Source organism: Xanthomonas sp. LMG 8993, assembly GCF_009835065.2.
Taxonomy (GTDB): domain Bacteria; phylum Pseudomonadota; class Gammaproteobacteria; order Xanthomonadales; family Xanthomonadaceae; genus Xanthomonas; species Xanthomonas arboricola.
The window spans coordinates 593,936-619,848 of the sequence record NZ_QVIF02000002.1 but is presented as its reverse complement, the minus strand read 5'-3'; the positions used below and the strand labels follow the sequence as shown (position 1 = coordinate 619,848).

Annotated in this window: 26 protein-coding genes; 20 read left to right on the top strand and 6 right to left on the bottom strand. The window is 66.6% G+C overall.

Translation table 11 applies throughout. The features are described 5' to 3' along the window. The first annotated feature begins 43 nt into the window (after window positions 1–43). From sufC to DYQ94_RS05720, 13 genes are all read left to right on the top strand, one after another. Window positions 44–808 (top strand): Fe-S cluster assembly ATPase SufC, encoded by a 765-nt coding sequence (gene sufC / locus DYQ94_RS05780; RefSeq protein ID WP_039519836.1) that lies wholly within the window; start codon window positions 44–46, stop codon window positions 806–808. Next, window positions 808–2,070, top strand: coding sequence for a Fe-S cluster assembly protein SufD (gene sufD / locus DYQ94_RS05775; RefSeq protein ID WP_126965872.1), 1,263 nt, complete (start codon window positions 808–810; stop codon window positions 2,068–2,070). The genes sufC and sufD overlap by 1 nt, the downstream gene beginning before the upstream one ends. Beyond that, window positions 2,067–3,311: a cysteine desulfurase gene (locus tag DYQ94_RS05770; RefSeq protein WP_102253733.1), complete on the top strand. Its 1,245-nt coding sequence runs from the start codon at window positions 2,067–2,069 to the stop codon at window positions 3,309–3,311. The genes sufD and DYQ94_RS05770 overlap by 4 nt, the downstream gene beginning before the upstream one ends. A 206-nt stretch (window positions 3,312–3,517) precedes the next feature. Continuing rightward, entirely contained in the window at window positions 3,518–4,057 is a 540-nt protein-coding gene (locus DYQ94_RS05765) for a GNAT family N-acetyltransferase (protein WP_102581297.1), read from the top strand. Next, window positions 4,054–4,383, top strand: coding sequence for a non-heme iron oxygenase ferredoxin subunit (locus tag DYQ94_RS05760; protein ID WP_024938766.1), 330 nt, complete (start codon window positions 4,054–4,056; stop codon window positions 4,381–4,383). The genes DYQ94_RS05765 and DYQ94_RS05760 overlap by 4 nt, the downstream gene beginning before the upstream one ends. Window positions 4,384–4,946: 563 nt before the next feature. After that, window positions 4,947–7,265, top strand: coding sequence for a TonB-dependent receptor (locus DYQ94_RS05755; protein WP_126965871.1), 2,319 nt, complete (start codon window positions 4,947–4,949; stop codon window positions 7,263–7,265). A 48-nt stretch (window positions 7,266–7,313) separates the two neighbouring features. Next, window positions 7,314–8,000: a Fe2+-dependent dioxygenase gene (locus tag DYQ94_RS05750; protein WP_104561035.1), complete on the top strand. Its 687-nt coding sequence runs from the start codon at window positions 7,314–7,316 to the stop codon at window positions 7,998–8,000. Continuing rightward, on the top strand, window positions 7,993–8,751 hold the full coding sequence (locus DYQ94_RS05745) for a tetratricopeptide repeat protein (protein ID WP_126965870.1): 759 nt from the start codon (window positions 7,993–7,995) through the stop codon (window positions 8,749–8,751). The genes DYQ94_RS05750 and DYQ94_RS05745 overlap by 8 nt, the downstream gene beginning before the upstream one ends. A 5-nt stretch (window positions 8,752–8,756) precedes the next feature. Next, window positions 8,757–9,395: a PepSY-associated TM helix domain-containing protein gene (locus tag DYQ94_RS05740; protein ID WP_104646065.1), complete on the top strand. Its 639-nt coding sequence runs from the start codon at window positions 8,757–8,759 to the stop codon at window positions 9,393–9,395. A gap of 22 nt (window positions 9,396–9,417) precedes the next feature. After that, the gene (locus DYQ94_RS05735; protein WP_039519819.1) at window positions 9,418–9,933 is read left to right on the top strand and encodes a DUF2271 domain-containing protein; all 516 of its coding nucleotides are present in this window, start codon (window positions 9,418–9,420) and stop codon (window positions 9,931–9,933) included. Window positions 9,934–10,104: 171 nt separating this feature from the next. Continuing rightward, window positions 10,105–10,908 carry a DUF4198 domain-containing protein gene (locus DYQ94_RS05730; protein WP_126965869.1) on the top strand — a complete coding sequence of 268 codons (804 nt, stop codon included), beginning with the start codon at window positions 10,105–10,107 and terminating at the stop codon, window positions 10,906–10,908. Between the two features lie 67 nt (window positions 10,909–10,975). After that, a complete protein-coding gene (locus DYQ94_RS05725; RefSeq protein ID WP_160954511.1) occupies window positions 10,976–11,950 on the top strand; it encodes an FAD:protein FMN transferase in 975 nt (324 codons plus the stop codon). Beyond that, complete coding sequence (locus tag DYQ94_RS05720; RefSeq protein ID WP_184429065.1) at window positions 11,947–13,719, top strand: flavodoxin domain-containing protein; 1,773 nt, start codon at window positions 11,947–11,949, stop codon at window positions 13,717–13,719. Before DYQ94_RS05725 ends, DYQ94_RS05720 begins: the two co-directional genes overlap by 4 nt. 170 nt (window positions 13,720–13,889) lie before the next feature. On the opposite strand, the gene xopAW is transcribed toward DYQ94_RS05720, so the two are convergent. From xopAW to DYQ94_RS05705, 3 genes are all read right to left on the bottom strand, one after another. Further along, window positions 13,890–14,555 (bottom strand): EF-hand domain-containing protein, encoded by a 666-nt coding sequence (gene xopAW, locus DYQ94_RS05715; protein WP_102251588.1) that lies wholly within the window; start codon window positions 14,553–14,555, stop codon window positions 13,890–13,892. 152 nt (window positions 14,556–14,707) lie between these two features. Beyond that, window positions 14,708–15,550, bottom strand: a complete 843-nt coding sequence (locus DYQ94_RS05710; protein WP_184429067.1) for a HutD/Ves family protein — start codon at window positions 15,548–15,550, stop codon at window positions 14,708–14,710. Window positions 15,551–15,912: 362 nt separating this feature from the next. Continuing rightward, window positions 15,913–16,287, bottom strand: a complete 375-nt coding sequence (locus DYQ94_RS05705) for a ComEA family DNA-binding protein (protein ID WP_308409822.1) — start codon at window positions 16,285–16,287, stop codon at window positions 15,913–15,915. Window positions 16,288–16,444: 157 nt separating this feature from the next. On the opposite strand from DYQ94_RS05705, the gene DYQ94_RS05700 reads away from it, so the two are divergent. The 4 genes from DYQ94_RS05700 to murU all read left to right on the top strand — a co-directional run bounded on the left by DYQ94_RS05700 (window position 16,445) and on the right by murU (window position 20,165). Then, entirely contained in the window at window positions 16,445–17,938 is a 1,494-nt protein-coding gene (locus tag DYQ94_RS05700) for a M20 family metallopeptidase (RefSeq protein ID WP_126965866.1), read from the top strand. Window positions 17,939–18,107: 169 nt separating this feature from the next. Then, window positions 18,108–18,380: a GlsB/YeaQ/YmgE family stress response membrane protein gene (locus DYQ94_RS05695; RefSeq protein ID WP_006452367.1), complete on the top strand. Its 273-nt coding sequence runs from the start codon at window positions 18,108–18,110 to the stop codon at window positions 18,378–18,380. A gap of 55 nt (window positions 18,381–18,435) precedes the next feature. Further along, window positions 18,436–19,458, top strand: coding sequence for an aminoglycoside phosphotransferase family protein (locus DYQ94_RS05690; protein ID WP_126965865.1), 1,023 nt, complete (start codon window positions 18,436–18,438; stop codon window positions 19,456–19,458). Then, window positions 19,455–20,165, top strand: coding sequence for an N-acetylmuramate alpha-1-phosphate uridylyltransferase MurU (gene murU / locus DYQ94_RS05685; RefSeq protein WP_126965864.1), 711 nt, complete (start codon window positions 19,455–19,457; stop codon window positions 20,163–20,165). The genes DYQ94_RS05690 and murU overlap by 4 nt, the downstream gene beginning before the upstream one ends. Before the next feature lie 381 nt (window positions 20,166–20,546). On the opposite strand, the gene hda is transcribed toward murU, so the two are convergent. The 3 genes from hda to DYQ94_RS05670 are packed head-to-tail and all read right to left on the bottom strand — an operon-like array spanning window position 20,547 to window position 23,529. Continuing rightward, the gene (gene hda / locus DYQ94_RS05680; protein WP_102581288.1) at window positions 20,547–21,257 is read right to left on the bottom strand and encodes a DnaA regulatory inactivator Hda; all 711 of its coding nucleotides are present in this window, start codon (window positions 21,255–21,257) and stop codon (window positions 20,547–20,549) included. Next, window positions 21,254–22,420, bottom strand: coding sequence for an AI-2E family transporter (locus DYQ94_RS05675; protein ID WP_016904627.1), 1,167 nt, complete (start codon window positions 22,418–22,420; stop codon window positions 21,254–21,256). Before DYQ94_RS05675 ends, hda begins: the two co-directional genes overlap by 4 nt. Beyond that, on the bottom strand, window positions 22,417–23,529 hold the full coding sequence (locus DYQ94_RS05670; RefSeq protein WP_046343651.1) for a DUF2066 domain-containing protein: 1,113 nt from the start codon (window positions 23,527–23,529) through the stop codon (window positions 22,417–22,419). Before DYQ94_RS05670 ends, DYQ94_RS05675 begins: the two co-directional genes overlap by 4 nt. Before the next feature lie 22 nt (window positions 23,530–23,551). Between DYQ94_RS05670 and purM the strand changes: the two genes are divergently transcribed. From purM to purN, 3 genes are read left to right on the top strand one after another with little or no spacing between them, the layout of a single operon-like run. Beyond that, window positions 23,552–24,685 carry a phosphoribosylformylglycinamidine cyclo-ligase gene (purM, locus tag DYQ94_RS05665; RefSeq protein ID WP_179465435.1) on the top strand — a complete coding sequence of 378 codons (1,134 nt, stop codon included), beginning with the start codon at window positions 23,552–23,554 and terminating at the stop codon, window positions 24,683–24,685. A 14-nt stretch (window positions 24,686–24,699) separates the two neighbouring features. Beyond that, window positions 24,700–25,158, top strand: a complete 459-nt coding sequence (locus tag DYQ94_RS05660) for a hypothetical protein (RefSeq protein ID WP_160954516.1) — start codon at window positions 24,700–24,702, stop codon at window positions 25,156–25,158. A 36-nt stretch (window positions 25,159–25,194) separates the two neighbouring features. Beyond that, window positions 25,195–25,848, top strand: a complete 654-nt coding sequence (gene purN / locus DYQ94_RS05655) for a phosphoribosylglycinamide formyltransferase (RefSeq protein WP_126965863.1) — start codon at window positions 25,195–25,197, stop codon at window positions 25,846–25,848. The last annotated feature ends 65 nt before the right edge of the window (window positions 25,849–25,913 follow it).

Sequence of the window (25,913 nt, the reverse complement as noted above, 5' to 3'; positions counted from 1 at the left end):
CTCTTCTGCTGTTACCAATCCCAAATTTCGAATAACCAATCCCATGCTTACGATCAACAACCTCCACGCCAGCATTGCCGGCAAAGACATCCTCAAGGGCCTGTCGCTGGACATCCAGCCGGGCCAGGTGCACGCCATCATGGGGCCCAATGGCGCGGGCAAATCCACGCTAGGCAACGTGCTGGCCGGGCGCGACGGCTATGAGGTCAGCGCCGGCACCGTGCAGTTCGAAGGCAAGGACCTGCTCGAGCTGCCGCCGGAAGAACGCGCGGCCGCCGGCCTGTTCCTGGCCTTCCAGTACCCGGTGGAAATCCCCGGCGTCAACAACACCTACTTCCTGCGTGCCGCACTCAATGCACAGCGCAAGGCGCGTGGCGAGGACGAGCTGGATTCGATGCAGTTCCTCAAGCTGGTGCGGCAGAAGCTGGCCGTGCTGCATCTGAAGGACGAGCTGCTACATCGCGGCGTCAACGAAGGCTTCTCCGGTGGCGAAAAGAAGCGCAACGAGATCTTCCAGCTGGCCGTGCTTGAGCCCAAGCTCGCCATCCTGGACGAGACCGATTCGGGCCTGGACATCGATGCGCTCAAGAGCGTGGCCGACGGCGTCAACGCGCTGCGCTCGCCGGAGCGTTCGTTCCTGGTGATCACCCATTATCAGCGCCTGCTCGACTACATCACCCCGGACGTGGTGCATGTGCTGGCCGAAGGCCGCATCGTGCAGAGCGGCGGCCCGGAACTGGCGCTGGAGCTGGAAAAGCACGGCTATCACTTCCTGAAGGACCGCGTGGTGCCCGAGGCGGCTGCCTGATGAGCGCCCTGCTGGAATCCCTCGCCCGCGGCTTCTGCGGTAACGATGCGCGCCGGGTCGAACTCGATGCCGCGCTGCAGGCCGGCCTGCCCGGCCCGCGCGCCGAAGCCTGGAAATACACCTCGCTGCGGCAGCTGGAGCGGCGCAGCTTCCAGCCCGCGCCGCTGGTGCCGACGCTGATCGACGCCGCGCTGCTGGACGAGATCCCGTCCCCGCGGCTGGTGTTCGTCAACGGCCGCCCGTCCGACGCATTGAGCGACCTGTCGACACTGCCGGACGGCGTGCAGCTGGACACCTTGTCAGCGTCGCTGGCCGCAGGCGACGAGGCGCAGCAGTTGCTCGGCCGCCGTTTCGAAGGCAGCGATGAAATCTTTGCGCGCCTCAACGCTGCGCTTGCCGACGAAGGCGTACTGGTGCGCGTACAGGAAGGCGCGCAGATCGAGGCGCCGCTGCATCTGGTCTTCATCGGCGTGGCCGGCGAGCACGACCTGTCCTGGCACCACCGTCACCTGATCGAACTGCGTGCCGGCGCGGCACTGAACGTGGTCGAGCACCACCTGCATGTCGGCGATGCCGCGCATCTGCACAACAGTCTGATGCATGTGCATCTGGCCCAGGATGCGGTGCTGTCGCATGCGCGCGTGCAGGCCGACAGCGCGCACGCAACGTCGCTGCTACGCACCGATGCGGTGCTGGCGCGCAATGCGCGCTACCAGCGCGTGGACCTGGAACTGGGTGCCAACCTGTCGCGCCACGAGCTCAACGTGCGCCTGGAAGGCAACAACGCCCAGCTCACCGCCAATGGCGTGCTGCTCGGCAACGGCCGCCGACATGTCGATACACGTCTGGGCATCGCGCACATCGCACGCGACACCACCTGCGAGCTGGTCTGGCGCGGCGTGGGTGCCGATCGCAGCCGGGTGGTCTTCCACGGCGGCATCAACATCCGCCCGGGCGCCGATGGCACCGACGCGCGGCTGTCGAACAAGAATCTGCTGCTGTCGGCCAATGCCGAGATCGACACCCAGCCGGTGTTGGTGATCGATGCCGAAGAAGTGCAGGCCGCGCATGGCGCCACCGTCGGCCAGCTCGACGACAATGCCTTGTTCTATCTGCGCTCGCGTGGTCTGCCGCAGGCCGAGGCGCAGCGTTTGTTGAGCGCGGCGTTCTGCCACGAGCCGCTGCGCGTGCTCCCCGCCGCGCTGACTGCGGTGCTGGCGCTGCAGTTGGACCGCGCACTGGCCTCGGCAGGCGTGGCATGAACGCGCCCGCCGCCACGCAACTGGCCGCGCCGGACTGGGAGCGCGTGCGCTCGGATTTCCCGCTGCTGATGCGGCAGGTGCATGGCAAGCCGCTGATCTATTTCGACAACGCCAACACCGGGCAGAAGCCGCTGCAGGTCATCGCCGCAACCGACGAGTTCTATCGCCGTCAGAACGCCAATGTGAGCCGCGCGGTGCATGCGCTGGGCACCGAGGCCACCGACGCCTTCGAAGGCGCGCGCAGCAAGCTCGCCCGCTTTCTCAACGTGCGTGCCGACGAACTGGTGCTGTGCAGCGGCACGACCTTTGCGATCAATCTGGTCGCCTATTCCTGGGCGCTGCCACGCCTGGGCGCCGGCGATGTGATCCTGATCTCGCGCATGGAGCACCACGCCAACATCGTGCCGTGGCAGTTGGTAGCACAACGCACCGGCGCGAGCATCCGCGTGGCCGAGATCACCCCGGACGGCGCGCTGGATCTGGACGCCTTGCGCAAGGCGATGACGCCGGAGGTCAAGCTGCTGGCGATCACGCATGTGTCCAATGTGCTGGGCACGGTCAATCCGGTGCGCGAGATCTGCCGCGAGGCGCGCAAGCGTGGCATCGTCACCGTGGTGGATGGCTCGCAGGCGGCGCCGCATCGGCGTATCGACGTGGCCGGCATCGGCTGCGATTTCTACGCCATCACCGGCCACAAGATGTGCGGGCCCACCGGCACCGGCGCGCTGTGGGCACGGCGCGAACACCTGCAGGCGATGCCGCCGTTCCTGGGCGGCGGCGAGATGATCAAGGAGGTCAGTTTCGAGGGCACGGTGTTCAACGATGCCCCGCACAAGTTCGAAGCCGGCACCCCCAACATCGCCGGGTTCATCGGCCTGGGCGCGGCAGTCGATTACCTGGAGTCGGTCGGGCTGGCGCACGTGGAAGCGCGCGAAGCCGAGCTGTTGGCACATTTCACCGAAGAACTGCAGCGCATCGACGGCCTGCGCATCTTCGGCACCACGCCGGACAAGGCCGCGGTGGTGTCGTTCCTGATCGAAGGCGCGCATGCCCACGACCTGGCCACCCTGCTCGACCTGGAAGGCGTCGCGGTCCGCTCGGGCCAGCACTGCGCGCACCCGCTGCTGCAGTACTACGGCGTCGCCGCCACCTGCCGTGCCTCGCTGGCGTTCTACAACACGCATGACGAGATCGAGCGCTTCGTTGCTGCGTTGGTGAAGGTGCGTCGCCTGCTGGGTTGACGGCGGTGATTGGGGATTCGGCATTGGGGATTCGGAAGACCCCTTCGCCGCCTTGCAGCGCGTGCGCCAGACCTCTGTGCGTTGGCGCACGTGCCCATGGCAAGACACAGAGCAACGCCCCAATCCGGACATCCGACACGGTGCAAGAAACAGCGTTCTCGCGCTTTTACGAATCCCCAATCACGACTCCCGCTAAACTGCTCCCCATGCAGACCACCACCTTCCGTACCGCTACCGTCGACGACATCGACGCCCTTGTGTCGCTGGTGACCTCGGCCTATCGCGGCGATGTCAGCCGCGTTGGCTGGACCACCGAGGCCGATTTTCTCGACGGCGCGCGGATCGATCCTGCGGTGCTGCGCGAGGACCTGTTGCGCGACCGCAGCCTGGTGCTGCTGGTCGAACAGGACGGGCGCCTGCGGGCCTGCGCGCATATCGCCGACGACCACGGTGCCGGCTACTTCGGCATGTTTGCGGTGGATCCCTCGCTGCAGGGCGGCGGGCTGGGCAAGACGCTGCTGGCCGAGGCCGAGCGTATCGCCTACACCGAGTGGCAGCTGCCGGTGATGCGCATGACGGTGATCGACATCCGCGATGAGCTGATCGCGTTCTACGAGCGACGCGGGTATCGCCGCACCGGCGTCTTCAAACCGTTCCCGTATGGCGACGCGCGTTTCGGCGTGCCGCTGCGCCAGGACCTGCGCTTCGAGGTGCTGGAAAAACCGCTTGGCGGCGCAGCGCCGTGAGCGACACCTGGACCTTCGTCTGCGCCAGCGAGGCGCTGCTGCCCGGCGAACTGCAGACCGTCTGGGATGAGGTGACCGACACCCCGATCGTCATCTTCAACCTCGACGGCGAGCTGTACGCGCTGGAAGACCGCTGCAGCCACGAAGACTACGAATTGTCGCCGGGTACGTTCGACCCGGCAGAAGGCAGCATCGAGTGCCTGCTGCACAGCGCCCGCTTCGACATCCGCGACGGCCGCCCGCTGTGCGCACCAGCCTACACCGCGGTGCCCAAGTTCCCGGTCAAGCGCGAACACGGCGGCATCTGGACCCGCGACGACCGCTGACACCGGCCGGACCCGTGGGTGACACGGTCGCCATGAGCGCAGACCGCTCAGGACGCTGATCCGCAGTCTCTGCCCCGTCCGGCGCGTGCCCGGCGTGCGTAGATCCGCGCCCCGCAGGACGAAGACGTGCTGCCACGCCAGCGAGCGACCAGTCGTGCAAGCGACACCTCGGCCCACCACCAGGCGCAAACCGCGCGGTGCCCCATGCAACCCGCATCGATCGCCGCAACGGCCTGACACCTCAGCCAGCGTGATTGCCCGGTGCATGGCGCCAGCCGACAAAGATTGCAAAGAAGAATGATTTGCATTTAAGATCGCAACCCTTCAGGCCTTCTTAACAACTGGCCTGCCCTGCGATCCCATGCGCCCAGCTCTGCTCGACACCTTTTTCCCGTTCCTGCCCCGCATGCGCCTTGCTGCGCAGCGCCTGTGCGTGTCCGGAGACTGGTCGGGCCAACTGGCCGCCTCGGGCTAGCGGGCGCGCATTCCCCGATCCACTTCCCATCCCGCATCCGCCGAGCCATCGCCAGGCCGGAGCCTCTCTTTCTTCTTCGAGACGCCTCATGACTCCCAGGATTTCCCCGCTCACCTCGGCCGTGTTGCTGACGCTGTCCGCTCCTGCCCTCGCCCAGCCTGGCGATGCGCCGGCGCCTCCGGGCGCGGTCGATCTGGACGCCATCCGGGTGCAGCAGGAACGCGCGCAGAAACCGTCCTCGCCCAAGTACACCGAGGTGCTGCGCGACACGCCGCAGACGATCACCGTAGTGACCAAGCAGACCATGGACCAGCAGAACCTGCTGTCGCTGCGCGATGTGCTGAGCACCCTGCCCGGTATCACCTTCGGCGCCGGCGAAGGCGGCGGTGGCTATGGCGACAGCATCAACCTGCGCGGCTTCACCGCCAGCAGCGACATCACCACCGATGGCGTGCGCGACAGCGCGCAGTACAGCCGCAGCGACACCTTCAACCTGGAAGCGGTGGAGCTGATCAACGGCGCCAACTCGGCCATGTCCGGCGCCGGCTCGGTCGGCGGCAACATCAATCTGGTCACCAAGACCGCCGGCCAGGGCGACTTCACCCACGTCGTGGTCGGTGGCGGCAGCGACCGCTATGGCCGGCTGACCGCCGACAGCAATTACGACTTCGAAAACGGCACCGCCGTGCGCCTGAACGCGATGGGCCACACCCAGGACGTGCCGGGGCGCGACGAGGAGTTCCGTCATCGCTGGGGCTTTGCGCCGTCGGTGGCGTTTGGCCTGGGCTCGGATACCCGCTTCACCCTGAGCTACCTGCACCAGCACGACAACAACCTGCCGCAGTACGGCGTGCCGTTCGCACTCAGCCCGTTCAACGACGGCCCGCTGCCGGGCGTGGACCCGGAAACCTTCTTCGGTTACCGCAATACCTCGCGTCAGGAAATCGACGTGGACATGCTGACCGGCGTGCTGGAAATGGATTTCGACGACAACGTCAAACTGCGCAGCCTGGCGCGCGTGCAGCGCGTCGACCAGACCACCAATGCCACCGCACTGCAGGGCACCTGGTGCCTGCCCAACGGCACCGACCCGTACACCGGCCGCGCCTGCGTCGGCCAGCCGGCGGCCAGCTGGAACCCCAACAGCGGCCCCCGCGGCCTGGTCCGCGAGACGGAAAACTTCATCGCGCACAGCCAGACCGACCTGACCGCCACCTTGCATACCGGCGCCATCGAGCACCGTGTGGTCGCAGGCGTGGCCTTCAGCAAGGAAGACTTTGAACTCAATAGCGGCACCACCTTCCGCAATGCCGATGGCTCCACCACCGGCATCACCTACCCGGTGCAGTCCTTCGACAATCCCTACAACATCTGGACCGGCCCGCAGAATTATTTCCGCACCGGGCGCAGCAAGGGCAGCCTGACCAATCAGGCGGTGTACCTGTTCGACACGCTGCAGTTCAACGAACAATGGATGCTCAACCTGGGCGGCCGCTACGAGCACAACGAAGGCGACAGCACCACCTACACCGTCAACGCCGCCGGCAACGTCACTGGTGTGAGCGCGGGCTTCCCGGCCGGCAGCGAAGAGGACCTGTTCTCGTATCGCGCCGGTCTGGTGTTCAAGCCGGCCGAGAACGCCAGCCTGTATCTGTCCTACGCCAACAGCAAGACGCCGTCCAAGGCCTCGGTCAACGGCTCGTGCACGCCGATCGCCACGGCCACCGCCGGCGCCAACTGCAATGTCGAGCCGGAGACGGCGGTCAACATCGAACTGGGCGGCAAGTGGGACGTGCTGGACCAGCGTCTGGCACTGACCGCTGCGCTGTTCCGCAACGAGCGCGAAAACTACAAGGTCAACAGCGGCGATCCGCTGATCCCCGAGCAGGTGCTGGACGGCAAGGCACGGGTGGACGGCATCGCGCTCGGCGCCGCCGGTTACCTGACCGACCGCTGGTCGATCTTCGCCAACTACACCTTCCTGGACAGCGAAGTGCTGCAGAGCGTGTCCAACCGCACCGAGAGCCTCACCGGCGACCCGGTGGCCGGACGCGACCTGGTGCAGACCCCGCGCAATGCCGGCAACATCTGGACCACCTATACGCTCAACCAGTGGACCTTCGGCTACGGCGTCACCTACCAGGGCGGTTTCTATCCCAACAACGCCTCGGCCGCGGCCTACATCAAGACCGACGACTATTGGGTGCACCGCGCGATGGTCGGCCTGCGCGTCAACGACTGGCTCAGCCTGCAATTGAACGTCAACAACCTGTTCGACGAGGAGTACTACACCAGCGTGCGCAACAACCTCACCGTCAATGCGGCCGGCACCGTCACCGCCGGCAGTGGCTGGGCGCTTCCGGGCGAAGGCCGCTCGGCGGTGTTGAGCGCCACCTTCAGTTTCTGACCCACTGACACGCCGCCCGCACAAAGCGGGCGGCGTGGAGACCACCGCATGTTGCTGCCCATTCCCGATGTTCTCAGCACCGCCCAGCTCGCCGAGCTGCGCGCGCGGCTGGACGCGGCCGACTGGGCAGACGGCCGCATCACCGCCGGCCATCAGTCGGCGCAGGCCAAGGACAATGCACAACTGCCCGAAGACAGCGCCGTCGCACGCGAGGCCAGCGCGCTGGTGCTGGACGCACTCTCGCGCAGCAGCACGTTCTTTTCGGCGGTCTTGCCGCGGCGCATCTATCCGCCGCTGTTCAATCGCTACAGCGGCGGGCAATCGTTCGGCTACCACGTCGACAACGCGATCCGCTACGACCGCAGTCGCGGCGGCGCAGATCCCGTGCGCACCGATGTTTCGGCCACCTTGTTTCTCAGCGACCCGGACAGCTACGACGGCGGCGAGCTGGTGATCGAAGACACCTACGGCACGCAGTCGGTAAAGCTGCCGGCCGGGCACCTGGTGATCTATCCCGGCACCAGCCTGCATCGGGTGATGCCGGTGACCCGCGGCGCCCGTGTCGCCTGTTTCTTCTGGACGCAAAGCATGCTGCGCGACGATGCGCAGCGTCGCCTGCTGTTCGAACTGGATGTGTCGATCCGGCGGCTCACCCAGGACACCCCCGGCCATCCGTCGCTGATCCAGCTCACCGGCGTGTATCACAACCTGCTGCGGCAGTGGGCCGATGTCTGAGCCCGCACTGGACCCGGCGCAGTTGATCGAGCTGCTGCACACGCAACCCGATCGCGCGGTCGCGCTGCTGCGCAAGGCCGCCGAGCGCCAGGATCTGGCGGCGCAACTGCTGCTCGCCCAGCTCTACGCCGAAGGCCGCGGCATCCCCGCCGATCCGGCCATGGCGATGCTGTGGTACGAGGTCGCCGCCAATGCCGGGCATGCGGAAGCGATGAACCAGTTGGGGCGCTGCCACGAACTGGGCTTCGGCACCGCGTGCAATGAGGTGCTGGCGGCGCTGTGGTACCGCCGCGCCGCCGAGCATGGGCTGGATTGGGGCATGTACAACCTCGCCCATCTGTACGGCTCCGGCCGCGGCGTGGCGCAGGACCACGCGCAGGCGTTGGCGCTGTATCGCACCGCCGCCGATCGCGGGCATGCCAAATCGATGAACTTCGTGGCGCGCTATCTCGACCAAGGCCTGGCCTGCGCTGCCGATCCGGTCGCCGCGCGCCACTGGTACCGCCGCTCCGCCGAAGCAGGCGATTTCCGTGGCCAGGCCGGTTACGCCACCTTGCTCGCAGACGCCGGCGACATCGATCAGGCCGAGCGATGGATGCGCCGTGCGATCGCCGGCGGGCATGCCGGCTTCCTGCAACAACTCACGCCATTGCTGGCGGGTGCAACGCAGCCACGTCTGCGCGCGTTGCTGGGCGAAGTGGCCACGCGGCAATTGCACCTGCAGCCGTCACTTGCGGCGGATGTGGCCTGAGCGCCATGACGACCTCCAACGACACTCTTGCCACCACCCAGCAACGCCGCGGTTTCTGGCTGCGCATGCTGCATCAATGGCATTGGATCAGTTCGGCGCTGTGCCTGATCGGCATGCTGCTGTTCGCCATCACCGGGCTGACCTTGAACCATGCCGCGCGCATCGAAGCCAGCCCTTCGACCGAACACCGCACGCTCACGCTGCCGCCGGCCCTGCTCAAGTCCCTGGGCAGCCGCCAAGAAGGCGATGCCCCGCTGCCGCCACGCGTGGCGCAATGGCTGGGGCGTGAGCTGGATATCAGCATCGGCACGCGTGCCGGCGAATGGTCGGCCGACGAGGTGTATCTGGCGCTGCCGCGTCCTGGCGGCGATGCCTGGCTGAGCCTGGACCGCAGCACCGGCGCGATCGAATACGAGCGTACCGGGCGCGGCGCCATCGCCTATCTCAACGATCTGCACAAGGGACGCAATGCCGGGCCGGCCTGGGGCTGGTTCATCGACGTGTTCGCCATCGCCTGCCTGGTGTTCTGCATCACCGGGCTGTTCCTGCTGCATCTGCATGCCCGCCAGCGCCGCATGACCTGGCCATTGGTCGGCCTGGGTCTGCTGATTCCGTTGCTGCTCGCCCTGCTGTTGATCCACTGACTTTTTCCTACCGGAGACGATCATGCGCGCCACCCTGACCATCGCCCTGAGCGGCCTGCTCGCCATGCCGGCATACGCCGCCACGCTCGACATCAACGTCGAGATCCCCAAGCTCAACGTCGCCGAATATCACCGCCCGTACGTGGCGATCTGGCTGGAAGGTGCGGACCAGAAGGTCGCTGCCAATCTGGCGGTCTGGTATCAATCCAAGGACACCGCCGAAGGCCACGGCACCAAGTGGCTGCCGGACCTGCGCCAGTGGTGGCGCAAGAGCGGGCGCACCCTCGAGGTGCCGGTCGACGGCGTCACCGGCCCCACCCGTCCGGCCGGCGCGCATGCGTTGTCGTTCTCCGACACCAAGGGCGCGTTGAAGTCGCTGCCGCCCGGCCAGTACACGCTGGTGGTGGAAGCCGCGCGCGAGGTCGGCGGCCGCGAGCTGGTCAAGGTGCCCTTCACCTGGCCGGCAAAGTCTGCGCAGACCGCCAAGGCCAGCGGCAGCAGCGAGCTCGGCGCCATCAGCCTGGTCGCCAAACCCTGAGCATTGCCTGCTGATGGCGGCCGCGCGCAGCACACGCGGCCGGCCACGGCGCAGCTGCGCAATGCATCGCGTTGCCAGACACATTCGCTTCCCACGCATCCACGCAGCGCCATACCTGCGCGCTGATCAGACACGTGACCCACTGTCCTCATCGTCCTTCAAGGAGTTGTCATGAAACGTTCGCTCGTCCTGATCGCCATGCTCGCCGCACTGCCGCTCAGCGCACTCGCCCACAAGGCCTGGTTGCTGCCGTCGCAGACCGTCATCGCCGGTGAGGCGCCGTGGATCACCGTGGATGCAGCGGTGTCCAACGACCTGTTCTACTTCAACCACGTGCCGCTGCGCCTGGACAACCTGAGCATCACCGCGCCCGATGGCAGCGCGCTCAAGCCGGAAAATCCGGCCACCGGCAAGTACCGCAGCGTGTTCGACCTGCAGCTCACCCAGCCCGGCACCTACAAGCTGAGCATCGTCAATGCCGGCCTGTTCGCCAGCTGGAAGGAAGACGGCAAGCCCAAGCGCTGGCGTGGCGACGAAGCACGCTTCGCCACCGAGGTGCCGAAGAACGCGCAGGATCTACAGGTCTCGCAGTCCTTCAACCGGGTGGAGACCTTCGTCACCCGCGGTGCGCCGACCACCACGGTCTTCAAGCCCGCCGGCAAGGGCATCGAGTTGATTCCGGTGACTCATCCCAACGATCTGGTCGCCGGCGAAGCGGCGCAATTCACGCTGCAGCTGGATGGCAAACCGGCCGCCGGGCTGGAGGTAGAGATCGTGCGCGGCGGCACCCGCTATCGCGATGCGCAGAACGAGATCAAGCTCAAAACCGATGCCAAGGGCGGCTTCAGCGTGACCTGGCCGGAACCGGGCATGTACTGGCTGGAAACCACCACCGAAGACACCAAGACCTCGCTGCCGCAGGCCAAGCAGCGCCGCCTGGGCTATGTCGCCACTCTGGAAGTGTTGCCGCAGTAATCTGCCGGCACGCGGCAGGAGTGCACGCAGCGTGCACCCTGCCGCCCCATCTTCATAAGGTCCGTCCATGTCCGCATCGTCTTCCGCCGACCACGCCATTGCCACGCTCGGCGGCCGCAGCATGGGCACCACCTGGAGCGTGAAGCTGGTGGCGCCGCGCGGACGCGATCTGCACCCCTTGCATGCGTGCATCCAGGCTGCGCTGGATCGCGTGGTCGCGCAGATGAGTACCTGGGAGGCCGATTCGGATATCAGCCATTACAACCGCGCACCGGCGGGCAGCTGGCATCACCTGCCCGACGAATTCCACGCAGTGCTGAGCGCAGCATTGGAGACCGCACAGGCCAGCGAGGGTGCCTTCGATCCCACGGTTGGCCCGATGGTCGAGCTATGGGGCTTCGGCGCCGCCGGCACGCGCCGGCGTGTGCCGGAAGCGCAGGCGATCGCATTGGCGAGCCTGCGTTGCGGCTGGCAACGCCTGCAGCTGGATGGCAAGCGGGTGCTGCAGCCGGGCGCAGCGGCGCTGGATCTGTCCGGCATCGCCAAGGGCTTCGGTGTGGACTGCGTGCATCGCGCATTGCTGCAGTCGGGTATCGACAGTGCATTGATCGAGGTCGGCGGCGAATTGTTCGGCTACGGACGCAAGCCCGATGCCAGCGCGTGGCGCGTGCTGGTCGAATCCGCCCCCGACGAAGATGCCGGCAGCGCGCTGCCGGCACGCGTGCTGGTGCTGGACGGTCTGGCGGTCGCCACCTCCGGCGATCGCTGGCACCGCTTCGATGCCGACGGCACACGCTATACGCACACCTTCGACCCACGCACCGGCGCGCCCGTTCCGCATGCCCCTGCGGCGGTCACCGTACTCGCGCCCGATGCGATGCAGGCCGATGCCTGGGCCACCGCGATGACCGTGCTTGGCGTCGATGCCGGTCTTGCCCATGCACGCAAGGCGGACCTGGCCGTGCGATTCCTTGCACGCAAGGACGGCATCCTGCTCGAATCCATGAGCCCGGCATTCGAACGCCACCTGTCCGCGTCATGAGCAACACCACCTCACGCGTGTGGCTGGGCAACGGGCTGGCTCTGCTGGCGCTTGCGGTCATCGTTGGCTGGCTGGCCGGCCTGCATGAGGGCGCATGGTGGAGCCCACCCACGCCGCATCGCTGGCAACTGGCAGCGCTCGGCCTGGCAATGTATCTGGGCCTGTGCGCGGTCGTGCTGCTGCGTGCCCGCAAGCGCGTCGGCGCACAACGCGCAGACGCCAGCGGCGTGTTGATCGTCTGGGCAAGCCAGACCGGATTTGCGCGTGAGCTGGCGCAACGCAGCGTTGCCGCGCTGCAATCGGCCGGCGTCGGTGCGCATGCGCTGCCGATCGAAGCCGTCGATAGCGATCAACTCGCACGCGTGCCGCGGCTGCTGTGCATCGTCAGCACCACCGGCGAAGGCGATGCGCCCGACCATGCGCAGGCCGCCGAGCGCGCCTGGCGTGCCGACCACGCGCAGGATCTGACGGCGGTGCAGTACGCAGTGCTGGCGCTTGGCGACCGTGGTTACGCGCACTACTGCGCGTTCGGCCGGCGCCTCGACGATCGCCTGCAGGCGCGCGGCGCCACTCGCCTGTTCGAACGCATCGAGGTCGATAACGCTGACCCCAACGCCCTGCAGCACTGGCAACGCCGTCTGGCGGAACTGGCACCCGCACTGGCGACGCAACCCGACTGGAGCCTGCCCACCTACACCACCTGGCAGCTACGCGAACGTGTCCACGTCAATCCCGGCAGTGCGGGTACGCCGATTTACCGGCTGCGCCTGACGCCATGCGATGGCGCATTGCTGCAGTGGAGCGCAGGCGATATCGCGGAGATCGCACCGCGTCACGCCCCGGATGCGGTCGAGTCCTGGCTGCGGCGTAACCACTACGATGGCGCGCAGCAGATCGACGGCCGCCCCCTGCGCGACTGGCTCGGCGGCGCGCAACTTCCCGTCGATACCGATGCCGCTCTCGGTATCGATGTGGATGCTGGTGCCAGTCTCAGCGATGGTGCTGGTGCTGGTGCTGGTACTGGCGCCGATGCCGATGCCGATGCCGAAGTCAAAATCGACCTAATTACGGACATAGGTAAAGGCACTGATACAGCTACGGGAACAGCCACAGGTACAACTTCACCACTGGACGCAGATGTGTTGGTGCGCAGTTTGGCCGCCCTGCCCCATCGCGACTATTCGCTTGCCTCCATCCCCGAGGAAGGCCATGCAGAACTGCTGGTGCGCGAGCATCGGCACGCCGACGGCAGCCTGGGGCTGGGTAGCGGCTGGCTCTGCGTCCATGCACCGATCGGCGCAGCCATCGCGCTGCGCTTGCGCAGCAACCCCGGCTTCCACCCACCCGCACCCGACCAGCCGATGCTGCTGATCGGCAACGGCACCGGCATCGCCGGTCTGCGCGCGCATCTACGTGCACGCATCGCAGCCGGCGCGCGGCGCAACTGGCTGCTGTTCGGCGAACGCAATGCCGCGCACGACGCGCTGTATGCCGACGAGTTGCAGCAGTGGCATCAGGACGGCTGGATCGAACGCCTGGAGCTTATCTACTCGCGCGATCAACCACAGCCACCGCATTACGTCCAACACGCACTGGCCGCAGCCGCCGATCGCCTGCGTCATTGGATCGATCAAGGTGCCTGCATCTACGTCTGCGGCAGCCTGCGCGGCATGGCACCCGAACTCGACCGCACGCTGGATTGCATCCTCGGAGCCGATGTCAGACAGGAACTGCTGGGCAGCGGGCGCTATCGCCGCGACGTGTACTGAACCATCGCACGCGGCACCGCCAAAAGCGCTCAACAAAGCGATTACGCAGATACTCACAGCGCGTCTGCTGCTGAAATCCGCAACATCCCTGCTTGCGGTGGCTGCGCGCTAGACGCACCGGCTGATCCAGGACCGCGCTCCGGCTTCCCCATTCTCTCTCGATCACCGCATTACGCTGCCAGATCGACCAGATTGCTCGTTGTCGCGCTGCCGCCAATGCTGCGGTACTGCCCCACGGCCATCTGCATCAACGCTGCATAGGCCTGCTGTGTGCCGTCGCTGCTGGATGCATCGGCCGATGACGGCGGTCGCGGCGGCGGATCGCGTGGCTGCATCGCCTCCTGCAGTTCCTGCAGACTCAGCGCCCCGCTCTTGTCGCTGTCGAGCAGGTCCAGCAGCTGCGTGCTCGACGCACTGTCGCCATTGACCAGCGTGCTCAATTCACCGCTGCTGACACTGTCGTCGCCATCGCTGTCCAGGCCGGCAAACAACGACTGCACATCCTGTCCTTGCTCACCCGGCGGTGGCGGAGGCGGCGGCAAGGCCTGCGCCAGTTCGCTCTCGCTGACGGTGCCGCCACCATCCTGATCGAGCATGCTCAGCAGCCCGTCGATGTCGATCTTGCTGTCGTCATCGCTATTGGACGACAGCGCGGTCGATAGCTCGGACGCGGTCAGGCTGCCATCGCTGTCGCTATCGATGGATTTGAACAACTGCGTCAGCGGATTGGTTTTTTCCGCCTGTGCGGCGGATGCGGCGTTGCCGGTGGTCGCACTGCGGCTTGCATAGGACGTGTAGGCGGCATAGCCGGCTCCGACCGAGCTGATGGTACTCATTGGTTTCCCCCTGGAATTGCCGGAACCACTCCCGGCGCCTGCACTGTTCCCTAGCCAGGTGGCACAGCGATGCCGTCGCTTGTCTGCGTTGACACGAATGCATCCGGGCGCGTGCCAGGAGGCGCGCCCTGCTCGCAGATACGTGAAAGGCCCTAGACCGGGCTCACCCGGATCGCCAGCAGCTCGCCGCCGCCGTCGAGCACATGGCGCGTGCGTGTGGAGGCGCTCAGCCACGCAGTATCGCCGGCAGCCAGCGGTGGCAGGCCACTCTCGCGCCCGAAGCTGGCCTGGCCTGCCAGCAGGTGGATCGCCCAGGCGCTGCGCGGGTCGGCGAAAAACAGCATGGTGCCGACCAGCGGCCGGTGCAGCAGTTCGGTCTGCAGCCGATCGCGCCGCCACATCAGGTTGAAATCCTGGGTCGGCCCGTCGAGCAGCGTGGCATGTACCGTTTCCTCGCCTGCAAATCGGACGCGCTGGTGCGGCGGCAGCAACTCGCAGCTGCGATGACTGCTGCCAGGGGCGTCGGTACGGCCATTGGTGCCGACGTCATGGCCGCCGTGATCAGAGCCACTGCCCTCATTGCCACTGCCGCTATCGCTTTTGCTGACACCGCCGCTAGTAGCCGTGCCGATGCCAATGCCTGCACCGGTGCCTGTGCCTGTGCCTGTGCCTGTGCCTGTGCCTGTGCGGGTGTCGGTGCCGGTGCGGTTGTCGTTGTCGGTGCTGGTGCTGGCGTCGCTGCCCATACCGCTGGCAGCATCGCCAAACTGCAGCCGCATGCCATTGCCTTGCAACAGCACCAGCTCGCGATCAATGCCCGGGAATGCGGAAAACGCCGCGTCCTGCTCGATCTCTGCGATCGACAGGCGTAGCGACCACGCATCGGCGTCGCCGAGGCGCAGGATCTCGCGCGTCCAGCCCAGTTGATTGCGCCACCGCTCACGGCGGTACTCGGTGGCCGGAATCACCCGGCTGCTCAGGTCTGTCAGCTGCATGGGCGCATTGTGCCGCAAGCGCGGCGCCCGGGCAGTCATGCTGTGACTTAAGCCTGCTGCCGACCCTCAGGCTTGCTACCTAGCCTCAAACTCGAGGATGGGGCCGACAGCTACAAAACGATTGACGCCTCACGATGTAACCGGCGCTTCATGCTGTGACTGCCTCTTTCCTGCAGTCGCAGACGCTTGCGTGCGCTCGCAACCCACGCGGACCCAAAACGAAAAACGCCCGGCTGCACATCCAAGTGCAACACCGGGCGATTCCACGTCCTTGTCGGCTTCCAGCCATCCCCCAGACATCCTGTCCAGTTAGGTTGCGGCCACGCATCCTCGCGTCGAACCGTATCTCGGATCCTTTCCCGTTAACGCCGTCCCACCGGTTTCACCGCCGCCCCCTTGGCAGCCTTCTTGGCGGGAGCCATCGTGGCTCCCACTTCGATCAGGTCTCGATTCCGTTCGACCGTCTTGAGTCCGATGCCCTTGACCAGTGCCAGTTCCTCGGCACTCTTGAAGGGACCGTTTGCCTGTCGGTGCTCGACGATTGCCTCGGCTTTTGATCGCCCGACGTTCGTCAGCACCTTGTCCAATTCCTCAGCAGACGCGGTGTTGATATCGACCTTGTCGAGTGCATACGCATTCGAGGACAACAGCAACACCAGTAGCAGGGACTTCAGGGCTACGGTAAATGACTTCATTGCAACGCTCCTTGTGGCTTGGGTGATGGTCCTAGCCAGCATTCCTGCCGGCCGAGCCAGTGTCCCGCGCCACATGCAGCAATCCTATCGCCAACGAACTTTTCACACAGCCGGTGAACTGCGCGCCGCCTTGTAGGGAAATACCTACCCCCAGGCACGGGCGTAGAATGTGCCATTACGTCACGTATTCGGAGCCTCCATGGACAGCGCCAAGATCGACCAATTCATCAGCGACACCTGGGACCGCGAGATCGTCCCGCAATTGGTCGATTACATTCGCATCCCCAATAAATCGCCGATGTTCGACGCCGATTGGGTCGCGCACGGCTACATGGAGCAGGCGGTCACCCTGATGGAAACCTGGGCGCGCGCGCAGGCCATCGAGGGCATGCAGGTCGAGGTGGTGCGCCTGGAAGGCCGCACGCCGTTGATCTTCATCGAGATTCCGGCAACCGGTGCCGAATCGGGCGACGATACCGTGCTGCTGTACGGCCACCTGGACAAGCAGCCGGAAATGACCGGCTGGGATGCGGACCTCGGCCCATGGGAGCCGGTGCTGCGCGACGACAAGCTGTACGGCCGCGGTGGCGCCGACGATGGTTACGCGATCTTCGGTTCGCTGGCGGCGGTACTGGCGCTGCGCACCCAGGGCCTGCCGCATGCGCGCTGCGTGGTGCTGATCGAGGCCTGCGAGGAATCCGGCAGCTACGACCTGCCGGCCTACGTCGACCATCTGGCCGCACGCATCGGCAAGCCATCGCTGGTAGTGTGCCTGGATTCGGGCTGCGGCAACTATGAGCAGCTGTGGTGCACCACCTCGCTGCGCGGGCTGACCGGCGGCAACCTGAGCGTGAAGGTGCTGGAGGAAGGCGTGCATTCGGGCGATGCCTCCGGCGTGGTGCCGTCCAGCTTCCGCCTGCTGCGCCAGTTGCTGTCGCGGATCGAGGACGAAGCCAGCGGCCGCATCCTGCTGGAGGGATTGCATGTGCAGGTGCCGGCCGAACGGCTGGCGCAGGCCAAGGCCGCGGCGGCGACGCTGGATAGCGCCATCTTCGACAAATTCCCGATGGTCGAGGGCCTGGTGCCGATGCACGACGACCTCACCGAGCTGGTGTTGAACCGCACCTGGCGCCCGGCGCTGTCGATCACCGGTGTGGATGGCATGCCGCCGCTGGCGTCGGCCGGCAACGTGCTGCGTCCGCAGACCGCGGTGAAGCTGTCGCTGCGCCTGCCGCCGACCGCCGACGGCAAGGCCTGTGGCGAACTGCTGAAAGAGGCCTTGCTGCGCGACCCACCCAACGGCGCACAGGTGACCCTGGAACTGGAAAAGGCCTCATCGGGCTGGAATGCGCCCGAGATGGCGCCATGGCTGGCAAAAGCCATCGACGACGCCAGCCTGGCGTTCTTCGACAAGCCGGCGATGTACATGGGCGAAGGCGGCTCGATCCCGTTCATGGGCATGCTGGGCGAGAAGTTCCCCGGCGCGCAGTTCATGATCACCGGCGTGCTCGGCCCGCATTCCAATGCGCATGGCCCCAACGAGTTCCTGCATATCCCGATGGGCAAGCGGGTCACGGCCTGCGTGTCCAAGGTGATCGCCGAGCACCACGCCGCCTGCCTGCGCGGCGAGACCAGCGGCTCGCCGGTGGCGGCCGACAGCGGCACCCGTCATGGTGGGCATGGCTGCTGCTGATTGACCCCTGGACCGCCCCGCCCATGCCGGGGCGGCCCAGTGGCATTGCCGTGCGCTGCGGCATGCGCATGGACGCAGCCCCAACACCGTCGCGGCAATCGGCGCTGCACATGTGGTTGCCGCGGCGGCGAATGCTAGTCTGCCGCTCCCACTTCCCTCGGTGCCTGCGATGAACAATCTCTTCGGTAGCGACAGCTGGCTTTACATCATTCTGGTCGGCTTCGTGGTCGGGCTGCTGGCGCGTTTCATCACGCCCGGCACGCAGCGACTGGGTTGCCTGCTGACCATCGTGCTGGGCATCGCCGGTGCAGTGGTGGCCAGTTGGTTCGGCCGCTACATGGGCTGGTACCACGCTGGCGAACCGGCCGGTTTCCTCGGTGCGTTGCTGGGTGCGATCGCGATCCTGGCGCTGCTGCGGCTGTTCAGTGGCAGCAAGCGTTGATCGACCCGGCGTGGCTGCCGACCTGGCGCCTCACTTCACGACACAGCATTCACACATGACGTCATCGTTGACTCCCGATACCGCGCGCGCTGCGCTTCGTCTGCAATGGGCGCGGCAGGCGTTGAACGACCCTGAGGTCACGCTGCAGCGTGCCTCGGTCGATGCGGGATTCCGCAGTTACTGGCGTACCCAAGGACGCGGCGTGGACCGCATCCTGATGGATGCGCCACCTGCATTGGAAAACGTGGCGCCCTGGTTGCGCATGCACGCCCTGCTCGGCACCCACGGCGTGCGGGTGCCGCAGGTGCTTGCGCAGGATCTTGAAACAGGCTTCCTGCTGCTGGAAGACCTGGGCGTGCCGACCCTGGCGCAGGTGCTGACCGACGCCAATGCCGACGCGTTGCTGGATGCTGCGATCAGCCAGTTGCTGCTGCTGCAGCGCATTGCGCCGCCTGCTGACAGCGGCGTGTTCGGCGAGGCGCTGCTGCAACGCGATGCAGGCCTGTTCGAAGAATGGTTTCTTGGTCGCCACCTGGGCCTGCAGCTGGATTGCGGCCAGGCCGAACAACTGCAGTTGGTGCAGCGCCGCTTGATGGACAACGCACTGGCGCAGCCGCGCGCCTTTACCCACCGCGATTTCATGCCGCGCAATCTGATGCCGGTCGGCGACGGGCCGGCGGTGCTCGACTTCCAGGATTGCGTGATCGGGCCGATCGCCTACGACCCGATCAGTCTGTTCAAGGACACCTCGGTGAGTTGGCCGCTGGCGCGCGTGGATGGCTGGCTGGAGCGCTACCACGCGCGTGCCGCAGCGGCTGGATTACCGGTGCCGCCGCTGGCGCAATTCCTGCGCGATGCGGACTGGATGGGCGTGCAGCGGCACCTGAAGAATCTCGGCATCTTCTCGCGCCTGAGCCATCGCGACGGCAAGCACTGGTATCTGGATAACGTGCCGCGTTTCATTGTCTATCTGGACGAAGTGTTGCCGCGTCATCCCGAGCTTGCGCCGCTGATCGGCCTGCTGGAAGACCTGGTCAAACCTGCCCTGGCGGCACGCTCCGCGCAGGCCGGCGCATGAAGGCACTGATCTTCGCCGCCGGTTTCGGCGAGCGCATGCGTCCGTTGACCGAGCGCACGCCCAAGCCCCTGCTGTCGGTCGGCGGCACACCGCTGATCGTCTGGCATCTGCGCAAGCTGGCCGCGCTGGGCGTGGACGAGGTGGTGATCAATACCTCGTGGCTGGCCGAGCAGCTTCCACAGGGACTGGGCGATGGCAGCGCGTTCGGGCTGCGGCTGACGTACTCCTTCGAGGGCGCCACCCCGCTGGAAACCGGCGGCGGCATGCTGCATGCGTTGCCGTTGCTGGGCGAGGCCCCGTTTCTGCTGGTCAACGGCGATATCTGGACCGATTTCGATTTTGCGCGGCTGTCGGCCGCACCGGCGGGCCTGGCGCAGTTGGTGCTGGTCGATCAACCCGCCTATGCCGCGCACGCAGACTTTGCGCTGGATGCCGATGGCAAGGTGCGCGCAGATCTGCCCGCGACGCTGACCTACGCCGGCATCGGCATGTATCGACCGGCGTTGCTGCGCGATTGGCAGTCGGTCATCGGCCAGCTCCCGGAGCACCCCGGCACCGCGCCGCGCTTCGCGCTGGCGCCGATCCTGCGCGCGCAAATGGCAGCAGGCCTGATCGATGGCATCCACCACGCCGGGCGCTGGACCGATGTCGGCACGCCGCAGCGATTGGCGGAGCTGGATGCCCGGTTGCTGCGCGACGGCGGCTGATCGCAACCACGCCGCTGCAAATGCCTGGCCGCGCGTCGCGCATTGCTCGAACCCCAAACACCGACCATCTCGACGGACTTGCAGCCAAACCGCCGGCGCCGCTCCTGCTCTTGTCCATGCGCACCGACCATCCCGACAGGTCCTTGCCCGCCTACCGTCGCGGGACCTTGAGCGGCATGGATGCCGCGCCAGAGCCCACAAGGACGTACTTGCGGCGTGTCCTGCGATGGTGGGCGGACAAGGGCCCTGCAGCCAACCCGCAGATCGGCCGCTCTGCAAGCTTCAGGCGATGTGCCTCGAATGCCTGGACACTGCGATAGATGTGCAGATGAGAAGCGCGAAGCAACCTGCGCCTACCTAGCGCTGAGCGCACTACTTACGTCAGCCGCTCGAAGAGCCGCGATCCTCCAGCACCCGCCGCAGGAACGGCACGGTGATGCGGCGCTTGGCAGCCAGCGATTCGCGATCCAGCCGGTCCAGCAATGCCACCAGTCCTGCCAGTTCGCGTTCGCTATGGGTCAGCAGCCAGTCGATTGCCGCCTCGTCCAGTGCCAGTCCGCGCCGTTGCGCACGATCGCGCAACACCGCCGCGCGCCCTGCGTCGTCGAGCACGGGCAGGCTGATGCGGATGCATTGCGACAGCCGCGAGCGCAGATCCGGCAACACCAAGGCCAGGCCGTCGGGCATGTGCCGCGCGGTGTACAGCAAGGTGGTGCCGGCAGCGCGCGCGCGGTTGTGGAAATCGAACAGCGCCACTTCGTCGTCGCGCTGCCCGGCAATGCTTTCCACGCCGTCCAGTGCGACCAGGCTGCGCCCTTCCAGCGCTTCCAACGCGTCGCGCAGCCGGCCAGTGGCGGCGTGCAGAGGCAGGTACGCCGGGGCGCGTCCGGCCTGCTCGGCGGCCGCGCACACCGACAACGCCAGATGCGTCTTGCCGGTGCCGGCGGGGCCGGCCAGATACAGCCAGTCGCTCACCTGCCCGACCGCCAACGCCTGCAGTTGCGACAGCAGGCCGTCGGGCGCAGCGATGTAACTATCGAATCGCTGATCGGGCGGCGCGCGTAGCGCCAGTGGCAACTGCGGAACGCTCACAGCCGATCGGTGTCCTTGCCTGGGTCGATGATCACGCTGCGCTCGTTGGTGGACTGCAGCACGATGCCGGCACGTTCGCCCGCATACAGATCGCTGCGCGTGTACTGCTCATGCGCATAGCGCAGCAGCACATTGGCCACCGCCGCCACCGGCAGCGCCAGCAGCATGCCGAGGAAGCCGAACAACTGGCCGCCCGCCATCACCGCGAAGATCACCGCCACCGGATGCAGGCCGATCTTGTCGCCGACGATGCGCGGCGTCAGCACATAGCTTTCCAGCAGCTGGCCGACGGTGAACACCACGCCGACGCCGATCAGCAGCTTCAGGTCGAAACCCTGCGCCTGCACCACCGCCGCCAGCAGGGCGAGCACGATGCCGGTGGTGGCGCCCAGATACGGAATGAAGCTGATCAGGCCGGCAATGATGCCGATCAACAGGCCCAGATTGAGCCCGATGATGGACAGGCCGGCGGCATAGATCGCCCCCAGCGCCAGCATCACCAGGAACTGGCCACGGATGAAGCCACCCAGCACGTCGTTGGATTCCTGCGCCAGCCGGCTCACGGTGCCGATGTAGGCGCGCGGAATGACCGCGGCCACACGCTCGACCAGGCGGTCCCAGTCGCGCAGGAAATAGAACGCCAGGATCGGCAGCAACGCCAGGTTGATCACCCAGGTCACCATCGCAAAGCCCGACCGCTGCACGTAGCCGAAGAAGGTCTTGGCGGCGCCACCGGCCTGCTCCCAGTGGCTGCGGATCCAGTCGATCAGACGTTCCGGGTCCAGCCAGCCCATCAGCTCCACGCCGGTCTTGGCTTCCAGCCACGGGATCGCGGTACTGATCGCCCAGGCACGCATCTGCGGCAGCGCGTCGATCAGAGTCATGATCTGGCGCTCGATCATCGGCACCAGGATCATCAGCGCCAGCACGAACAGCAGCAGTGCCAGCACGAATACAAGCACCACCGCGATGTTGCGGGAGCGGCCGGCGCGCTCGATACGGTCCACCAGCGGGTCGCCCAGCCAGGCCAGCAGCAGCGCCAGCACGAACGGCGTCAGGATCGGCGACAGCAGCGATACCACCCACAGCACGCCGACAGTCACCGCCACCCATTTCAGGCGACGCAGAAACAGGGCGATCTCGGCTTCGGGAGTCAAAGTCATTTCAGGCGGTACTCGGCGTGCTCGTTTTCGAGAATGATCGGGCCCTCGGTCGGCACCGACACGGGCACCAACGGGCTGTTGTCGCCGAGCATACGGTTGAGGCCGGAAATGCCCGTGAGCAATTCCAGGTCCACTTCCATGCGGTCGCCATTGGCGCTGACCGGGCGGATGCTGCGCACCACCGAAACACCTTGCAGTGCGGCAGAGACGCGCAGGTAATCGTCGGCGCTGCCGATCCCGGTGATCACCGCGCGGTAAACCCCGGGCACCCCCGAATCCACCCGCTTGGCGTAGCGCTTGACCAGCGCATCGGCCGCGCCGTCGGCACCGGCAGCCATCGCGCGACGCGCGTCGGCGTCGCTGCTGGTCCAGCTGGACAGCACGTTGCCGTTGTCGACGAAGACCCAGTCGGCGGTCCAGCCGGCGTCGTTGCGGTAGAGCTTGCCGATCAACTGCATCGGCGGGCTGTACTTGGCCGATGCGCGTGCCACCGTGGCGGTGTCCTTGCGCCAGATCGCGCCGGCCAGCACCTGCTCGGCGGCCGCACCGCCGGGCAGGCCGAGCCGGTAGCCGCGCTCGATCGCCCGGTCCAGCACGCTGCGCGCGGCATTGGCCTGGCCCACGCCGACCAGGCGCGGGCCGCTGCCGTCGTCGATGGCCAGCCACAGCACCGGCTTGGGCCGCGGCAGCGGCCACACCGGCAGGCCCAGTGCGGCGATCAGGCCATCCACGTCCGATTGCCGGAAGCGCGCCACCAGCACGGTGCGAAAGGTCGGCGCGCCGGTGCGCGAGGTGCCCTGGTCCTGACGGTAGTCGTAGTTTTCGACATAGCCCGGCGCGCCGCGCAATGCCTGCGAGACGCCGGGGCGGCTCATCACGCCGCGGTCGCCGGACACCTTGCCCAGCACCGCACCGAGCGCGCGCGCCAGCGCACCGGGGCGATCGGACTCGCTCTGGCTGTTGACCGGCACTTCGGCCTCGTAGGCACTTTGCGCCTTGGCGACGTCGCCTTCGGTGCGTAGATCGGCCTGCGCAAAGGCTGGCGCGAGGGGCATGGCGACCACGAGGGCGAGAAAGAAAGCGAGACTGCGGCGCATCGACGGTTCCATGACGTAAGCGTATCCGGGTGAATTGTTGCCCGAATGGGACGCCAGCGCCAACGTGGCTGCTAAAATCGCCGCCTTTACAGCCGAGCCCTCCCCGCCCGTGACCAGCCCAACGCCTTCCAATCCCTCGCCCATGACCTACCGTGAGGCAGGTGTCGACATCGATGCCGGCAATGCATTGGTCGAACGCATCAAGCCGCTGGTCAAGCGCAGCTTCCGGCCGGAGGTGATGGGCGGCCTGGGTGGTTTTGGCGCCTTGTTCGACCTGTCCGGCAAGTACCGGGAGCCGGTGCTGGTGTCCGGCACCGACGGCGTCGGCACCAAGCTCAAGCTGGCGCAGCAGCTGGGCCGGCACGACACCATCGGCATCGACCTGGTCGGCATGTGCGTCAACGACGTGCTGGTGCAGGGCGCCGAGCCGTTGTTCTTCCTGGATTATTTCGCCACCGGCAAGCTGGACGTGGACACCGCCGCGGCGGTGGTCGGCGGCATCGCGCGTGGCTGCGAGCTGTCCGGCTGCGCCCTGATCGGCGGCGAAACCGCCGAGATGCCCGACATGTATCCGCCGGGCGAGTACGACCTGGCCGGCTTCACCGTCGGCGCGGTGGAAAAATCACAGCTGCTGGACGGCGCGCAGGTGCGCGCGGGCGATGTGTTGATCGGCATCGCCTCGTCCGGCCCGCATTCCAATGGCTACTCACTGATCCGCAAGATCTACGAACGTGCCGGCTCACCGGCCGAGCTGGTGCTGGACGACGGCGTCAAGCTGATCGATGCGCTGATGGCGCCGACCGCGCTGTACGTCAAGCCGATCCTGGCGCTGCTCAAGTCGCAGGGCGACAGCATCCACGCCATGGCGCACATCACCGGCGGCGGGCTGACCGAAAACATCATTCGGGTAATCCCCGACGGCCTGGGCCTGGACATCGACGCCAAGGCCTGGACGCTGCCGCCGGTGTTCGCCTGGCTGCAGCGCGAAGGCGCGGTGGCCGATGCCGAAATGTGGCGCACCTTCAACTGCGGCATCGGCTTCGTGCTGATCGCCGCCCCCGAGCAGGCTGCCGCGCTGGAACAGGCGCTGGATGCGCAGTCGCTGGCGCATTGGCGCATCGGCCAGGTGGTCCCGGCACAGGGCGACGAGCGCGTGCGGATCGGTTGATCGAGGAGAGCTGCATGGACGCTTCCCCGCGCGCACTGCCGGCATCGGCCAGCGCTGACGATCTCCAGCACCTGAAACTGCTGTCGGTCTTTCACTATGTGCTGGCCGCGATCACTGCGCTGTTTTCGCTTTTCCCGTTGATCCATCTGTTCATGGGCATTGCAATCATCTCCGGGCACCTGCCCATGACACATGCCAATGCGGACGCACCATCGATGGATCCGCGATTGTTCGGCTGGTTCTTCGTGGTGTTCGCGGCTGTGTTCATTGGCTGCGGCCTGACGCTGGCGGCGTTCATGGCCTACGCGGGCCGCTGCATCGCCCAGCGCAGACGGCATCTGCTGTGCCTGATCGTGGCCGGCATTTCCTGCTCCTTCATGCCGTTCGGTACCGTCGTCGGCGTGTTTACGCTGGTGGTGCTGCTGCGCCCACAGGTCAAGGCCTTGTTCGCGCCGACCGCCACCGCCGCGTGACGCGCCCTGCCCCATGACTTCAGCGAATCCAGCCCCATGAGCCTGCGTCTGGCCGTCCTGGCCTCCGGCCGTGGCAGCAACCTGCAGGCCATCCTCGATGCCATCGGCAGCGGCCGGCTGCCGGCCGAGGTCGTCGGCGTGTTTTCCGATCGCCCGCAGGCGCCGGCACTGCACAAGGTCGATGAGGCATTGCGCTGGAGCGCCAGCCCGCGCGACTTCGCCGACCGTGCGGCCTTCGACGCTGCGCTGGGCGATGCAATCGCCGCCGCGCAGCCGGACTGGGTGATCTGCGCCGGCTACATGCGCATCCTCGGCGAACCGCTGGTGCGTCGCTTCGCCGGGCGCATGCTCAACATCCACCCCTCGCTGCTACCTAAATATCGCGGCCTGCATACCCATGCCCGCGCACTGGAAGCCGGCGATACCGAACATGGCGCCAGCGTGCACCTGGTGGTGCCGGAGCTGGATGCCGGCACGGTGATCGCGCAGGCGCACGTGCCGGTGCTGCCCGACGACAGCGCCGAGCAGCTGGCCGCTCGCGTGCTGGCGCGCGAACACCCGCTGCTGCTGGCCACGCTGGACCTGCTCGCCAGCGGGCGTGTGGAGGTGCGTGGCGATGGCGTCCATATCGACGGTCAGTGCCTGTTTACGCCACTGCGACTAGAGTCCGCTGACACCGCACTCGTCTGAATGCGGATACGCCCTCCTCATCCTGTCTTGGACATCCTGGCGGCCCCGTGCCTCCCTCCCAGCGC